The sequence below is a fragment of the Pseudomonas sp. Wu6 genome, assembly GCF_019891515.1.
Taxonomy (GTDB): Bacteria; Pseudomonadota; Gammaproteobacteria; order Pseudomonadales; family Pseudomonadaceae; genus Aquipseudomonas; species Aquipseudomonas orientalis_A.
Genome location: NZ_JAFLXH010000020.1, coordinates 38614 through 53419, shown reverse-complemented (window position 1 = coordinate 53419; position 14806 = coordinate 38614). Strand labels below are relative to the sequence as shown.

The following is a 14806-nucleotide window of genomic DNA, read 5'->3' as shown; positions in this document are numbered from 1 at the left end:
GGAGCGATCATGGCACTTGGATTCACACCGGTGGTGGAGCTTTACGGCGCCAATGCCGCCTTGTTCAACGAGCGGCTATTGGAGTGGGAGCATATTGACACGGCGGGATTTGTGTCCGACCAACTCAAGTTGACTCTCGACATCGAGGGCCTTGAAGGCCTGCCCGATCTGGGCGGGAAAGTCGGCTTGCGCGTCGGTTATCTGGAGTCCGGCCTGCTGGATAAGGGCATGTTCAAGATCACTCAGCGTAAGCCGTCGCTGTTCCCGATGCGCCTGGTGCTGGTGGCCACGGCGGCGCCGTTCGATGAGCATGGGTTCAAACAGCGCCGCACCGTCAGCCATGGGCCGACAACCCTGGGTGCACTGTTTCGTCAATTGACCAGTCGCTACGGGTTTTCCCCGCGTGTGGCGCCTGAGCTTGATGGCGAGCGGATCGCGCATATCGACCAGACCCACGAAAGTGACATGGCATTTCTGACCCGGCTGGCCAAACGCTTCGATGCAGTGGCCAAGCCTGTGGACGCGCTCTATGTGCTCGGGCGCAAAGGTCAGATCAAGTCCTTGTCGGGTAAGGCGCTGCCGGATGTGCGCTTGTCCGTCACCCGTGACAATCACCCGGGCGACCACGCCTTCATCAGCGCCACCCTTACCGAAACCAGTCGCGCCAAATATAAAGGCGTGCAGACGTCCTGGTGGGATGCGGCGGGCGGCAAAAAGCAGGTGGTAGAGCTGGGGATCGCACCGTTCAAGGTGGTGGCGCAGCGTTATCCAAGCGAGGACGAAGCGCGCTCGGCGGCGCAGGGCGAGATGCGCCGTGTGGGCCGAGAAGTACTGCAGATCGATGTGGTGTGCCCCGGTAACCCGTCGCTGGCCGCTGAGGGCTTGCTGCTGCTGGACGAGTCGTGGCCGGGCTTCATGCAGGGACGCTGGTCGATCAAGACGGTGACGGCCAGCGGTAAACGCACCGGCGGCTACCGAAGCACGATCCAGGCCAGTGGTTTGTCGGTGTAGACATTTTTTCAGAGTAGATCCCATGCAGATTACCCTTACCCAGCTTCTTGATGTGATGCCGGGAGCCCGCCTTCGAGCGGGCATTTTTTTGTCCCCGTTAAATGCAGCCTTCGTGCGGTACGAGCTCAACAGTGCCAGGCGCATTGCCGCCTTCCTCGCCCAAATCGGTCACGAATCCGCCGAACTGCGCTACGTACGCGAACTGGGCAGCGATCAATACCTCAGCAAGTACGACACCGGCACCCTGGCCACCCGCCTGGGCAATACCCCCGAGGCGGATGGCGATGGCCAGAAATACCGGGGCAGGGGGCTGATTCAGGTCACGGGGCGGCGCAACTACCTGGCATGCAGCCAGGCACTGTTTGGCGATGAGCGCCTGTTGCAACAACCGCAATTGCTGGAACAACCGCAGTGGGCGTGTGAGTCCGCCGCCTGGTTCTGGCACAGCAACGACCTCAACGAGTTGGCGGATAAAGATCAATTCACCACCATTACCCGGCGTATCAACGGCGGCCTTAATGGCCTGCAGGCGCGCGTGCAATTGTGGGAGAGGGCGAAGGCGGTGCTATGCGTTGGCTAGGCACGTTGCGTTGGGTCGGCGTTTGCCTGCTGCTTGCATTGGTGTGGCAAGTACAGGCCTGGCGCTATGGCGCGCAGCTGGAGCGTCAGGCGGCCGGGCAGGCGCTGGCGCTCAGCCAGCAACAGCAGGCCGCGTTCGAACAGCAACAGGCAGAACAGCAAAAGCGCCTGGCCCTGGAGCGCCAACTCGCTGCCAGCGACCAACAACACACTCAGGAGTTGAGCGATGCCCAACGTCACCAAGCTGCTCTGCGCGACCGCCTGGCCACTGCTGATGTGCGGCTGTCAGTCCTTCTCGACGCCACCGATACCGCCGGCTGCACGCCAGTGCCAGCCGCCACCACCCCCGGCGGCGTGGTTCATGCAGCCCTACGCGCCCGACTTGACCCGGCGCATGCTCAACGAATTATCCGCATCACCGACGACGGCGATAACGCCCTGATCGCCTTGGGTGCCTGTCAGGCCTATGTGCGAGCCGTCGCGCGTTAGTCTTTTGATGCACTCTGCAACTTGCATGGCCGATGGGCTGCTGTAGGGTAGGCGAACCCCCGCCCAATCCTGGAGACGACCGTGAAGGAAATCACTCAACTGGCTGCTGAACTGGGGCGCCGTTTGCAGGTGCTCAATGCCCATGTCACCACCGCCGAGTCCTGCACCGGCGGCGGTATTGCCGAAGCCATTACGCGGATTCCGGGCAGTTCGGCATGGTTCGAGGCGGGCTATGTCACCTATTCCAACCGACAGAAGACCCGGCAGCTGAATGTGCCGGAAAAGCTGTTTGCCAAAGTCGGCGCCGTCAGCCAGGAAGTGGTGGAAGCCATGGCGCGAGGGGCGCAGGAAAAAAGCCTGGCGCGCTTTGCCGTGGCGGTCAGCGGCGTGGCGGGCCCGGACGGCGGTTCGCCGGACAAGCCGGTGGGCACGGTATGGCTGGCGTTTGGCGTGGGCGATGAGGTCACGGCCGAACGTGCGCACTTTCCCGGCAACCGCGACGAGGTCCGTCGACAAACGGTAAAGGCCGCGCTCGAAGGCTTGTTGCGACGAGCTGCAGCAGAAATAGACAATCAGGGGTAGGCGATCTTCGATCTTTGTGGAACAATACTGTCTACTTATACAGGTGTTGGCCGTCAGGCCTTATTGATTACGTGAGGACTTTAATGGACGACAACAAGAAGAAAGCCTTGGCTGCGGCCCTGGGTCAGATCGAACGTCAATTCGGCAAGGGTGCCGTAATGCGTATGGGCGATCACGACCGTCAGGCGATCCCGGCTATTTCCACTGGCTCTCTGGGTCTGGATATCGCGCTCGGCATTGGCGGCCTGCCAAAAGGCCGTATCGTTGAGATCTACGGTCCTGAATCTTCCGGTAAAACCACCCTGACCCTGTCGGTGATTGCCCAGGCTCAGAAAATGGGCGCCACGTGCGCGTTCGTCGACGCCGAGCACGCCCTGGATCCTGAATACGCCGGCAAACTGGGCGTCAACGTTGACGACCTGCTGGTTTCGCAGCCGGACACCGGTGAGCAAGCCCTGGAAATCACCGACATGCTGGTGCGTTCCAACGCCATCGACGTGATCGTGGTCGACTCCGTGGCTGCCCTGGTACCGAAGGCAGAAATCGAAGGCGAAATGGGCGACATGCACGTCGGCCTGCAAGCCCGTCTGATGTCCCAGGCGCTGCGTAAAATCACCGGCAACATCAAGAACGCCAACTGCCTGGTGATCTTCATCAACCAGATCCGTATGAAAATCGGTGTGATGTTCGGCAGCCCGGAAACCACCACTGGTGGTAACGCGCTGAAGTTCTACGCTTCGGTCCGTCTGGATATCCGTCGTACCGGCGCGGTGAAGGAAGGTGACGAGGTTGTCGGTAGCGAAACCCGCGTTAAAGTCGTGAAGAACAAGGTGGCCCCGCCTTTCCGTCAGGCAGAGTTCCAGATTCTTTATGGCAAAGGCATCTACCTGAATGGCGAGATGATCGACCTGGGCGTGCTGCACGGTTTTGTCGAGAAGTCCGGTGCCTGGTATGCCTACAACGGCAGCAAGATCGGTCAGGGTAAGGCCAACTCGGCCAAGTTCCTGGCAGACAACCCGGATATCGCTGCCACGCTTGAGAAGCAGATTCGCGACAAGCTGCTGACCCCAGCACCGGACGTCAAGGCCGCCGCCAACCGCGAGCCGGTTGACGAGATGGAAGAAGCCGACACTGACATCTGAAGCAAACGATGACTGTTGTACTGGATACACTCGTCGCCGTTCGGCGCACTGCAATGGACCTGCTTGCTCGCCGCGAGCATGGTCGAGTCGAGCTGACGCGTAAATTGCGTCAGCGCGGCGCAGAGTCTGAAATGATCGAAACAGCCCTTGACCGGTTGACGGAAGAGGGGCTGTTGTCGGAGTCCCGATACCTCGAAAGCTTTGTGTCCTACCGCGCGCGGTCCGGTTATGGCCCGGTGCGGATTCGCGAAGAGTTGAGCCAGCGCGGCCTCCAACGTGCCGATATCGACCTTGCACTGCGTGAGTGCGGTATCAGTTGGCAGTCACAGTTGGAAGAGACTTGGCGGCGCAAGTTTGCTGGGCATCTGCCGATTGATGCCAGGGAGCGTGCGAAACAGGGGCGCTTCCTGAGTTATCGCGGGTTTTCGATGGACATGATCAGTCGCTTGCTAAGCGGCCGTGATATGGACGACTGAACGCAAAACAAAAGCCTGACTGATCGTTCCCACGCTCCGCGTGGAAATGCATCCCGTGACGCTCCGCGTCACCATTGCGCAGGTGCCTGATTTTTTCGCTGAAAGCAGGACGCAGAGCGTCCCGAATGGCATTCCCACGCAGAGCGTGGGAACGATCAAACAAAAGGCCCACTATGAAAATAGTGGGCCTTTTTTTTCGCCTGCAAAAAATCACGCAGGCTGTGGCATCCCTCGCTGTTGCACCTCACCCTGAGGCTGCACCCAATTTTCCGGCAAGTTGATGTAGTCCACCAACTCGCGCAAACGCCCCTGGTCTCGGCCATTGAAGTTGAAGACCAGCCGCGTCAAATGACTGAACCTGGGGTCGTCGTGCTCTTGGCCTGTGTAGGCAAGCTGCTGGAATTCTCCGCTCAGTCGAAGGCTGGCAAACTCATCCTGCAAATGGGCCAGGGCTTGATCACTGAGCGGATGGTTCATACGCACCACGAATTCACGCTTGAGCCAGCGGGTTGAATGGAAGTTGGCATAAAACCGGTTGATCTCGTCCACGGCTTCTTCTGCGCTGTAGACCAGGCGTATGAGCTTGAGGTCGGTCGGCAGGATGTAGCGGTTAGCCTCCAACTGGCTGCGGATAAAGTCCAGGGCGCCTTGCCAGAACCCGCCGCCTGGAGCGTCCAGCAGCACCACGGGTACCAGCGGGCTTTTACCGGTCTGGATCAGGGTCAGCACTTCCAGGGCTTCGTCCAGGGTGCCAAAACCACCCGGGCACAGAATCAGTGCGTCGGCTTCCTTGACGAAGAACAGTTTGCGGGTAAAGAAAAAGTGGAAGGACAGCAGGTTGTCGGTGCCGTCGATGGTCGGGTTGGCATGCTGTTCAAACGGCAGGGTGATGTTGAACCCCAGGCTGTGCTCCAGGCCCGCGCCTTCATGCGCCGCAGCCATGATGCCGCCACCGCCGCCGGTGATGACCATCAGGTCGGAACGTGCCAATGCCGCGCCGACCTCTCGAGCCAATGCATACAGGGGACTTTCTATCGGCGTGCGTGCGGAACCGAACACCGTCACCTTGCGTCGTCCCTTGAATTGTTCGAGCACGCGGAAAGCATGGTCCAGCTCACGGATCGCACGCAGGGTGATCTTGGCATTCCAGCGGTCACGGTCGTCCTGCGCCATGCGCAGGACCGTGAGAATCATATCGCGATAAAGGGGAATGTTCGGGCTGTTTGGCGCGACCAGCTGGAGCTGCGCGTCAACCTGCTGCGTGAGGTCGGTACCGTTGTGTTCAAAAAGATCGAGCAGGGAGGCATTCGATTCATAAGGCATTCAACTTTCTCCTTCTTCACAGGGCCTGGCCAGCCGACGCGTGTCGTCAGGGGGGCACGACACTGCATGTGTCGTTGCTTGCCGCAGGAGGGCAGGCCTCTTTTGCCCTGAAAGTATTACAGAACAGCAGGGAAGACTGCTCTGGCGGGCGCATGGGATGAGCTGATCATGGGCTGGAAAACCCTTGGCTGGCAACCGCTTATTGGTGATTGATCACGGCGTTCAGCTGCAGGCGGGCGCTGGAGCGGGGGAGTGGCGCGTCACCGGGCAGCAACGCGCAAGATGCAAGGCAGGGTTACTTTTTCTTCTTGGACGGAGCCGGGCAGTCGGCTTCGGCGAACTTGACCGATGCGACAGGACGGTTGGTCTTGTTCTCGGTGATTTCGTAGCGCATGACCGCGCCCTTCGCCATCAGCTCGCGGTAGCCTGGGTTGGTGCAGACACTGCGGCCCAATTGGAAATACACGGCCTTGGGGTTGGCGCGCATCTGCTCGGCGCGGTCAGGCTGCACGCTGAGATGATCGATCAGTTGCATACCTTCAACGGTGTAGGCCACTTCCAGGGTTTTCTCATCGATTTCCCGGGGCAGGTCCTTGTTGCTTTCGGTCGCGACGCTTTGCAGCTTACGGTTCATTTGAGCCTCCAGCAGCGAGGCCGCGTGGGCGCCCATGGGCAAGGCCAGCGCAATAGCGACGGATGGGGCAACGAGGCGCAGCATGGAACGCAGCATCAAATTCTCCTGATTCGGTTACTGGTGCATAGACCAGCCACTGCGCTGTGCGTTCAGTGGCGCGCAATTATAGGTGAGCGCCGGCCACTACAGCCAGGCGTATCGCTGGTAAACTGCGCCCACTCCAATTGCTTTCGAGTTATCCCGTGTCGATTGACCCGTTTCTGTGGCGTATCCAATGAGCCACGCTGTCTCCCGCTTGCGCACCCAGCGCCTGGCCCGGGCCGTCAGGCCGTTCCTGAATCGGGGATCGCGCGCCGAGCGGTGCACCGGCTGCCGAGTGATTCCCGAATACTGCCTGTGCGCGTGGCGACCAACGGTTCAGGCCAAATCGGCGATGTGCCTGTTGATGCACGACGTCGAACCGATGAAACCCAGCAACACCGGCTGGCTGATCGCCGATGTCATTGACGACACCAGCGCGTTTGCCTGGTCGCGGACCGAGGTCGACCCGGCTCTGCTCACCCTGCTCGCCGACCCGCAATGGCAACCGTACATCGTGTTTCCCGGGGAATTCGTGGCGCCTGAACGGGTGGTCAGCGTGGTGGATGCAGAGGAGGGCAAGCGCCCGCTGTTCATCTTGCTGGACGGCACGTGGAGCGAAGCGCGCAAGATGTTTCGCAAGAGCCCGTACCTGGAACATCTGCCGGTGCTGAGCCTGGCGCCGGAGCAGTTGTCACGTTACAAGTTGCGCCGTTCCAAGCGTGATGATCATTTCTGCACCGCCGAGGTGGCCGCGTTGTGCCTGGAGTTAGCCGGTGATCAGGCCGCCAGCGAAGTGCTGGACGCCTACCTCGATGTTTTCAGCACGCACTACCTGGCCGCCAAGTTTCAGTTGCCTGTGGATGAGACGGACATTGTCCACACACGTTTGGCGCCCTATATCCCGGCGGTATGACCCATCGACGTCTGCATGATGGCACCTTAATCACGCAACCCGCTAAAATCCCCATGGGCGTAGTGCTTGACCCCCCAGGCTGCGCTGGGCATGCTGGGCGCCGATTGGGGCGCTACCTTGGTTTTTCGACGTTGTTTTGCGTGTTTTTGACGTTGAGCGTGCCCCGTGGCGATGGCTGCCTGGCCGTTGCCTTGTGTACTGGTGAACCCTGAACCCATCAGGGCTCCCGTAAAAACAGGATCATTTAATCAATGGCCACATACGACATCCTGATAGCCGATGACCACCCGCTGTTTCGCAGTGCGTTGCATCAGGCCGTAACCCTGGGCCTTGGCCCGGATGTGCGACTGGTCGAAGTCGCCAGCATTGCCGAGTTGGAAGCCCGCTTGACCGAAAAATCCGACTGGGACCTGGTGCTGCTCGACCTGAACATGCCCGGTGCCTACGGTTTTTCGGGGCTGGTGCTGCTGCGCGGGCAATATCCGCAGATACCCGTGGTGATGGTCTCGGCGCAGGAAGAGGCTGACGTGGTGGTGCGTTCCAAGGAGTTCGGCGCCAGCGGCTTCATTCCCAAGTCCAGTGCGATGGAAGATATCCAGAAGGCTGTGCGCACGGTATTGGACGGTGATGTGTCCTGGCCACCGCAAGCATTTGAAGAAATCAACGTGTCCGAGGAAGCCAAGGCGGCCCGTGATGGCCTGGCCAGCTTGACGCCTCAGCAGTTTCGCGTGTTGACCATGGTCTGCGAAGGCCTGTTGAACAAGCAGATTGCCTACGAGCTGAGCGTGTCGGAAGCGACGATCAAGGCCCATGTCACCGCTATTTTCCGCAAGTTGGGCGTACGCACGCGCACCCAGGCGGCGTTACTCCTGCAACAACTTGAGTCAATTTCGCAGCATTAAGCTGTCACCGATTCACGCTTTTTTGACTTTGCGTGCTCTAGTTTCCCCACTCCTTTGGTTCAGTTGCCTACATCTATGTCGCCTTTCAAGGGTCAAACCGGTATCAAACGTATCTTCAACGCAGGGGGCTACTCCCTGGATGGCCTGCGCGCAGCTTTCACCGGCGAGGCGGCGTTCCGTCAGTTGGTGCTGCTGAACGTCATCCTGATTCCGTTGAGTTTTTTCCTGCAGGTCAGCCGCGTCGAACGCGCATTGCTGATTGCCGTGTGCCTGTTGGCCCTGATCGTCGAATTGCTCAATTCAGCAGTGGAGGCGGCCATCGACCGCATTTCCCTGGACCGCCACCCACTGTCGAAAAACGCCAAGGACATGGGCAGCGCCGCGCAATTTGTGGCCTTGACCATGATCACGCTGGTGTGGGCGGTGATTCTGATCTGACGATCAGGCGATGCTCGGCAGTACGATTTCGTCGCTGCGCTGAACCCCGGCGGTAAACGCGCGGCACAGCTCCAGGAACTCGCGCATCGCCGAGGTCTGGTATTTCTGCTTATGCCAGATGAAGTAGAACTGCCGGGCCAGGTCCAAGTCCGGGGTTTCTACCGGCACCAGGCTGCCACGCCGGAACGCATCGCGCAGTGCCAGCCGCGAAATGCAGCCAATCCCCAGACCTGACTCCACTGCCCGTTTGATCGCCTCGGTGTGTTCCAGCTCCAGGCGGATATTCAATGCGCTGCGATGATGGCGCATGGCCTGATCAAACGTCAGGCGCGTGCCCGAGCCTTGTTCGCGCAGGATCCACGCTTCATGGGTCAGCTCATCCATGCTGGCCACGCCACGTTTGGCCAAATGATGCTGGGGTGCGCAAAACACCACCAGCTCATCCTCCACCCAGGTTTGCACCTCGATGTCCGGGTGGCTGCAGTCGCCTTCGATTAGACCCAGGTCAATTTCGTAATGCGCCACCTGATGCACGATATGGGCAGTGTTTTGCACATGCAGCTTCACCTGGCTCTCGGGATGCTGCTGCATGAAGCTGCCGATCAACAGGGTCGCCAGGTAATTGCCGATGGTCAGGGTGGCGCCCACCGCCAGTGAGCCGAAGCCGGACTTGCCATTGAGCAGGTCTTCGATCTCCTTGGCCTGGTCCAGCAGCGCCACCGCCTGGGGCAACAGTTGATGACCGAGGGCGTTGAGGCTCAGGCGTTTGCCGGCGCGGTCGAATAATTGGCAGCTGGATTGACGCTCCAGCTCGGTGATCGAGGTGCTGGCGGCGGATTGAGATAAGGCCAGCAGGCCAGCAGCGCGGGACACGCTTTCCTGCTGGGCGACGGCGACGAAGACTTGCAGTTGACGGAGAGTAAATCGCATATCGATATAACCGATAACCCTTATCTTAATAATCCAGTTAACAGATATTGTCGCCGCCATTAGAATGCTGTGCAATTGCGCACTTCACATTTGGCGCAGACCCATTTCCAGGAGTCCCCCGTACATGAGCAACATGAACCACGAGCGTGTCCTCAGTGTTCATCACTGGAACGACACTCTGTTCAGCTTCAAGTGCACCCGCGATCCGGGTTTGCGCTTCGAGAACGGTCAGTTCGTGATGATCGGCCTGCAACAGCCCAATGGCCGCCCGCTCATGCGCGCTTACTCCATTGCCAGCCCGAACTGGGAAGAGCATCTGGAGTTCTTCAGCATCAAGGTGCCGGATGGCCCGCTGACTTCCCAGTTGCAGCACTTGAAGGAAGGCGACGAGATCATCATCAGCAAAAAACCGACAGGCACCCTGGTGCTTGACGATTTGAAACCGGGCAAGCACCTGTACCTGCTCAGCACCGGTACGGGGCTGGCGCCGTTCATGAGCGTGATCCAGGACCCGGAGACCTACGAGCGCTTCGAAAAAGTGATCCTGTGCCACGGCGTGCGTTACGTCAACGAAGTCGCCTACCGCGAGTTCATCACCGAGCACCTGCCGCAGAACGAATTCTTCGGCGAGGCGTTGCGTGACAAGTTGATCTACTACCCGACCGTGACCCGCGAGCCGTTCGAAAACGAAGGTCGCCTGACCGACCTGATGCGCAGCGGCAAGCTGTTCAGCGACATCGGCCTGCCACCGATCAATCCCGAGGACGACCGCGCCATGCTGTGCGGCAGCCCGAGCATGTTGGACGAAACCAGCGAAGTGCTGAACAGCTTCGGCCTGAAGGTTTCACCACGTATGCGTGAGCCGGGTGATTACCTGATTGAGCGTGCGTTCGTCGAAAAATAAACGCGATCAAAAAAATGTGGGAGGGGGCTTGCCCCCGATTGCGGTGGATCAGTCACAGATGAGTTGACTGACACACTGCTATCGGGGGCAAGCCCCCTCCCACATTTGGGTTCCGGTTTATCCAGCAGGCACCACTTCCAATACGCAAATCATCCCTGCCTCGGGATAGTGCCAACGTACATCCACATCCCAGAACTGCACACCGTATTCGCGCTCCGGCCCGGGTGTCTGGTACGCCGGCCGTGGATCTTGCGCCAGGCACTGGTCAATCAACTCCACCAACGGCTCACCCAGACGCTGGGCATGGCCCTGCGCCTGTTGCAGCGCGGTCTTGAGCCACTGCACGCCAATCAGCGGCGGCGCACCGCTGGCGATGCTGTTGGTGGCCGTGTCGACGATATCGGCGTACGGCACATACGGCTTGATATCCAGCACCGGCGTGCCATCGAGCAAATCGATCCCGGAAATCCACAGCCGGCCCGCTTCCACCTTGTCCAGCTTGACCACTGACTGGCCAATCCCGTTGGGGCGATGAGTCGCGCGGGTCGCAAACACGCCCATGGACGTATTGCCGCCCAGGCGCGGCGGTCGCACTTTAAGGCGTGGCGTGTCTTCGAGCGCCTGGTGAAACAGAAACAGCAGCCACACATGGCTGACCTGCTCCAGTCCCTGCACCGCCTCGCCGCCATCGAACGGCGCCACCAGCTCCAGCACACCGCGGGCGGCCGGGGCCAGTTGCGGTTGACGCGGGATGGCGAACTTCTCCTTGAAGCAGGAGCGTACGAAGCCGATGGGCGAGACCTGATAACTCATGGCTTACGCACGGACCCGCAGCGTCAGACCCTTGAGGAAGTTGCGCAACAACTGATCGCCACAGGTGCGGTAGTTGGTGTGGCCGAACTTGCGGAACAGCGCGCTCAGCTCGGGCTTGGACACCGGGAACTCGGCAGCCTTGAGGATGGCGTGCATGTCGTCTTCCTTCAATTCGAAGGCCACGCGCAGTTTTTTCAGGATGATATTGTTGGTCACCGGGGTTTCGATCGGCTGCGGCGGACGGCTTTCATCCTTGCCGCGCTTGAAAATCACCAAGCCGTCGAGGAAATGCGCCATCACCTCATCCGGGCAGAACACAAAGCCTTCTTCCTCATCTTTCTTGAGGTAGGTGAGCAGGTCTTCCTTGGTCACGTCCATGCCGCCGAGCTTGATGATTTCGACCATCTTGTTATCGCTGATGTCGAGCATGTAGCGCACGCTGCGCAGTACGTCGTTGTGAATCATGGTGGGCAATCCTGGTTTTCAGCGGGTAGACACCGCCCAATCAGGCGGTGTCGGGAAAAGGGTAACGGCCTAAAACTTCTCTTTGCCGGACAGGTAACGCCATTGGCCCACCGGCACCTTGCCAATGGACACGCCGCCAATACGGATGCGGCGGATGGCGACGACTTTCAGGCCAACGGCTTCGCAGAACAGCGCGATAACGCCTGGCTGCGGATTTTTCAGCGCAAAGCGCAGGCGGTTTTCATTCTGCCAGCTGGCTTTCACGGCCGGCAGCTCCTTGCCTTTGTAGGTCAGGCCGTGGTTCAGGCGGTTGAGGCCGTGGGCGACCATGTCGCCTTCGACTTCCACCACGTATTCCTGCTCGATCTTGGCCGCATCGGCGGTCAACTTGCGCAGGATTTTCCAGTCCTGGGTGAACACCAGCAGGCCGCTGGCCTTGGCTTGCAGGTCGGCGCTGGCGGTCAGGCGCAGGAAGTGGCCTTTTAGCGGGCGCTTGCTGAAGCGGTGTTCTTCCGACAAGGTTTCGGCGTTGATCGACGCCATGGCCGTCTCGGCATCCATCCCCGCCGGGGCGTGCAGCAGGATGGTCACCGGTTCCGGCACGGAGGCCTTGGCGTCGGGGTCCAGCTCGACCTTCTGGGTGGTGACCTTGAACTGCGGTTCGTCGATCACTTCACCGTCCACCGAGACCCAGCCGCCTTCGATAAACAGCTCAGCCTCCCGACGGGAGCAACCGACCAGTTCGATAAGGCGTTTGGAGAGGCGTATGGGGTCAGTCATGACAAGGGCCGTAACAAAAGGGGGCGGCTATTGTACCTGCCTGGCGCCGGTTAATCCCGGCCCCATTTCAGCCACTGCGTATTTGCTGCTGGCGCAGGCGCAGATGCAGCAACGGATAGGGCTGGCCCAGACCATCGTGCTCCGTGCGTCCGATCACCTCAAAGCCTTGCTTGAGGTAAAAACCCAGCGCCTGCGGATTCTGCTCATTCACATCCAGCTCATCGGCATTCATGCAGTTGATCGCGTAGCGCAGCAATTGCTGCCCCAGGCCCTGGCCACGGTGCAGCGGATCGATAAACAGCATTTCCACCTTGCCCGCCGCTACGCCGGCAAACCCAGTGATGCGCTCGCTCGAATCCTTGGTACACACGAGCATCACTGAATCCAGATAGCGCGTCAGCACCAGCTCTTTGAGCAACACAATGTAACTTTCCGGCAAAAAGTCATGAGTGGCGCGCACCGAGGCCTCCCAGATCCTCGCCAGCTCGGGGTAATCGCTATTGTTGGGGGTGTGGATAACCGAATGCTCACGCATGCCTGCGGTCTCTTTTTTAATCAGGTAACAATGGGCAAAACGATAGACCTAAAAAAGCCCCGCATCTTGTCCAGAAGCAGGGCTTTTTCAATTTTTTACAGCTTTAGTCGCGCTTTTGCGCCCACAGGTCGTATTCGTCGGCATCGGTCACGGTGCACCAGACCTTGTCGCCCGGCTTCAAACCGCTGGCATCGTCGATAAACACGTTACCGTCGATTTCCGGCGCATCGAAGAAGCAACGGCCGACCGCGCCTTGCTCGTCGACTTCGTCGATCAGCACTTCGATTTCCTTGCCGATGCGCAGTTGCAGGCGCGCCGAGCTGATCGCTTGCTGGTGCGCCATAAAACGCTCCCAACGGTCCTGCTTGACGTCGTCCGGCACCACGGCCAGGTCCAGCAGGTTGGCCGGCGCGCCTTCGACCGGCGAGTACTGGAAGCAGCCGACGCGGTCCAGCTGGGCTTCGGTCAGCCAGTCCAGCAGGTACTGGAAGTCTTCTTCGGTTTCACCGGGGAAGCCGACGATAAAGGTCGAACGGATGATCAGTTCCGGGCAGATCTCGCGCCAGTTCTTGATCCGCGCCAGGGTCTTGTCTTCGAAGGCCGGGCGTTTCATGGCCTTGAGCACTTTGGGGCTGGCGTGCTGGAACGGGATGTCCAGGTACGGCAGGATCTTGCCGGCGGCCATCAAGGGAATCAGCTCGTCCACGTGCGGGTACGGGTAAACGTAGTGCAGGCGCACCCACACGCCCAGGCTGCTGAGCGCTTCGCAGAGTTCGGTCATGCGGGTTTTCACCGGCGCGCCATTCCAGAAACCGGTGCGGTACTTCACGTCGACGCCGTAGGCGCTGGTGTCCTGGGAGATCACCAGCAGCTCTTTCACGCCGGATTTGACCAGGCGCTGGGCCTCGTCCAGCACATCGCCCACCGGGCGGCTGACCAGCTTGCCGCGCATCGACGGGATGATGCAGAAGCTGCAGCTGTGATTGCAGCCTTCGGAAATCTTCAGGTAGGCGTAGTGACGCGGCGTCAGCTTGATGCCTTGCGGCGGCACCAGGTCGATCAACGGGTTGTGGTCCTGGCGCGGTGGCACCACGGCGTGCACGGCGTTGACCACCTGTTCGTACTGCTGCGGGCCGGTCACGGCGAGCACGCTTGGGTGGACGTTGCGGATATTGCCTTCTTCCACGCCCATGCAGCCGGTCACGATGACCTTGCCGTTTTCCTTGATGGCTTCGCCGATCACTTCCAGGGACTCCGCCTTGGCCGAGTCGATGAAACCACAGGTATTGACCACCACCACGTCCGCGTCCTGGTAAGTGGAGACGACGTCATAACCTTCCATGCGCAGTTGCGTGAGAATGCGCTCGGAGTCGACCAGAGCCTTCGGGCAACCCAGGGAAACAAAGCCAACCTTGGGGTTGGCTTTTGCGATGGTGGTGGACATGTCTAACCTCGGTATCGAATGACGCCGCCACCGTGAAGGGCAGGCAGCGGACGGGCGCTTGGTGCGCCTCTGATCAAAAAGTGCGCAATTCTAGCGGCGGGCAGCGCACTTGACCAGCTTTATACGGGGAAATGCGACGAGCGCTAGATCGGCAATTATCCGTACATGCGTCGGATATTAGAGCTGCGCCCTAACTCGCCGGATATCGCCGAGTCTACGCGCATGTCTCCTGCTATGGGCGGGTAACGACGCCTTTCTTGAGGTGTAAGCGGCACGCCCTTGCACCGCATCTGTGTGACCAGCATATGCACATAAAGCTCTCGCTTAAACGTTGCCTGACTCCTTCAAGACGCTTTATTCACCGC

The 14806-nt window shown here is 59.8% G+C and carries 18 protein-coding genes; 10 read left to right on the top strand and 8 right to left on the bottom strand.

Going from position 1 to position 14806, the window contains the following annotated elements; translation table 11 throughout:
* Positions 1–9 precede the first annotated feature (9 nt).
* The 6 genes from J1G34_RS15315 to recX all read left to right on the top strand — a co-directional run bounded on the left by J1G34_RS15315 (position 10) and on the right by recX (position 4279).
* Positions 10–1011 carry a contractile injection system protein, VgrG/Pvc8 family gene (locus J1G34_RS15315; RefSeq protein ID WP_065898195.1) on the top strand — a complete coding sequence of 334 codons (1002 nt, stop codon included), beginning with the start codon at positions 10–12 and terminating at the stop codon, positions 1009–1011.
* 22 nt (positions 1012–1033) lie between these two features.
* Entirely contained in the window at positions 1034–1591 is a 558-nt protein-coding gene (locus tag J1G34_RS15310; RefSeq protein WP_065898194.1) for a glycoside hydrolase family 19 protein, read from the top strand.
* Complete coding sequence (locus J1G34_RS15305; RefSeq protein ID WP_222994292.1) at positions 1579–2079, top strand: lysis system i-spanin subunit Rz; 501 nt, start codon at positions 1579–1581, stop codon at positions 2077–2079. Before J1G34_RS15310 ends, J1G34_RS15305 begins: the two co-directional genes overlap by 13 nt.
* Positions 2080–2160: 81 nt before the next feature.
* Positions 2161–2661, top strand: a complete 501-nt coding sequence (locus tag J1G34_RS15300; protein WP_065886029.1) for a CinA family protein — start codon at positions 2161–2163, stop codon at positions 2659–2661.
* Between the two features lie 83 nt (positions 2662–2744).
* On the top strand, positions 2745–3803 hold the full coding sequence (recA, locus tag J1G34_RS15295; RefSeq protein WP_005785454.1) for a recombinase RecA: 1059 nt from the start codon (positions 2745–2747) through the stop codon (positions 3801–3803).
* Between the two features lie 8 nt (positions 3804–3811).
* Positions 3812–4279: a recombination regulator RecX gene (recX, locus tag J1G34_RS15290; protein WP_122462804.1), complete on the top strand. Its 468-nt coding sequence runs from the start codon at positions 3812–3814 to the stop codon at positions 4277–4279.
* A gap of 210 nt (positions 4280–4489) precedes the next feature.
* Here the strand turns inward: recX and J1G34_RS15285 are convergent, their stop codons facing one another.
* Entirely contained in the window at positions 4490–5602 is a 1113-nt protein-coding gene (locus J1G34_RS15285) for an LOG family protein (protein ID WP_122462805.1), read from the bottom strand.
* Between the two features lie 295 nt (positions 5603–5897).
* Positions 5898–6332: a PA3611 family quorum-sensing-regulated virulence factor gene (locus tag J1G34_RS15280; RefSeq protein WP_065886032.1), complete on the bottom strand. Its 435-nt coding sequence runs from the start codon at positions 6330–6332 to the stop codon at positions 5898–5900.
* Between the two features lie 178 nt (positions 6333–6510).
* On the opposite strand from J1G34_RS15280, the gene J1G34_RS15275 reads away from it, so the two are divergent.
* The 3 genes from J1G34_RS15275 (at position 6511) to J1G34_RS15265 (ending at position 8570) form a co-directional block, all read left to right on the top strand.
* The gene (locus tag J1G34_RS15275) at positions 6511–7230 is read left to right on the top strand and encodes a tRNA-uridine aminocarboxypropyltransferase (protein WP_065891930.1); all 720 of its coding nucleotides are present in this window, start codon (positions 6511–6513) and stop codon (positions 7228–7230) included.
* 251 nt (positions 7231–7481) lie between these two features.
* On the top strand, positions 7482–8132 hold the full coding sequence (gene erdR, locus J1G34_RS15270) for a response regulator transcription factor ErdR (RefSeq protein ID WP_065891931.1): 651 nt from the start codon (positions 7482–7484) through the stop codon (positions 8130–8132).
* A gap of 75 nt (positions 8133–8207) precedes the next feature.
* Positions 8208–8570: a diacylglycerol kinase gene (locus J1G34_RS15265; RefSeq protein ID WP_003189051.1), complete on the top strand. Its 363-nt coding sequence runs from the start codon at positions 8208–8210 to the stop codon at positions 8568–8570.
* A 3-nt stretch (positions 8571–8573) separates the two neighbouring features.
* Here the strand turns inward: J1G34_RS15265 and J1G34_RS15260 are convergent, their stop codons facing one another.
* Positions 8574–9500: a LysR family transcriptional regulator gene (locus tag J1G34_RS15260; RefSeq protein WP_010212678.1), complete on the bottom strand. Its 927-nt coding sequence runs from the start codon at positions 9498–9500 to the stop codon at positions 8574–8576.
* Positions 9501–9624: 124 nt separating this feature from the next.
* Here J1G34_RS15260 and fpr point away from each other — a divergent pair, with 124 nt between their 5' ends.
* Positions 9625–10404: a ferredoxin-NADP reductase gene (gene fpr / locus J1G34_RS15255; protein WP_003189055.1), complete on the top strand. Its 780-nt coding sequence runs from the start codon at positions 9625–9627 to the stop codon at positions 10402–10404.
* Positions 10405–10521: 117 nt separating this feature from the next.
* Here fpr and tsaA read toward each other — a convergent pair whose 3' ends face one another.
* The 5 genes from tsaA to rimO all read right to left on the bottom strand — a co-directional run bounded on the left by tsaA (position 10522) and on the right by rimO (position 14441).
* Positions 10522–11217: a tRNA (N6-threonylcarbamoyladenosine(37)-N6)-methyltransferase TrmO gene (gene tsaA, locus J1G34_RS15250; RefSeq protein WP_065886035.1), complete on the bottom strand. Its 696-nt coding sequence runs from the start codon at positions 11215–11217 to the stop codon at positions 10522–10524.
* Between the two features lie 3 nt (positions 11218–11220).
* A complete protein-coding gene (locus tag J1G34_RS15245; RefSeq protein WP_005785469.1) occupies positions 11221–11682 on the bottom strand; it encodes a YehS family protein in 462 nt (153 codons plus the stop codon).
* Positions 11683–11751: 69 nt separating this feature from the next.
* On the bottom strand, positions 11752–12462 hold the full coding sequence (locus tag J1G34_RS15240; RefSeq protein WP_222994291.1) for an rRNA pseudouridine synthase: 711 nt from the start codon (positions 12460–12462) through the stop codon (positions 11752–11754).
* A 67-nt stretch (positions 12463–12529) separates the two neighbouring features.
* Positions 12530–12997 carry a GNAT family N-acetyltransferase gene (locus J1G34_RS15235; RefSeq protein WP_222994290.1) on the bottom strand — a complete coding sequence of 156 codons (468 nt, stop codon included), beginning with the start codon at positions 12995–12997 and terminating at the stop codon, positions 12530–12532.
* 103 nt (positions 12998–13100) lie between these two features.
* Positions 13101–14441: a 30S ribosomal protein S12 methylthiotransferase RimO gene (rimO, locus tag J1G34_RS15230; protein ID WP_065886038.1), complete on the bottom strand. Its 1341-nt coding sequence runs from the start codon at positions 14439–14441 to the stop codon at positions 13101–13103.
* Positions 14442–14806: the final 365 nt, after the last annotated feature.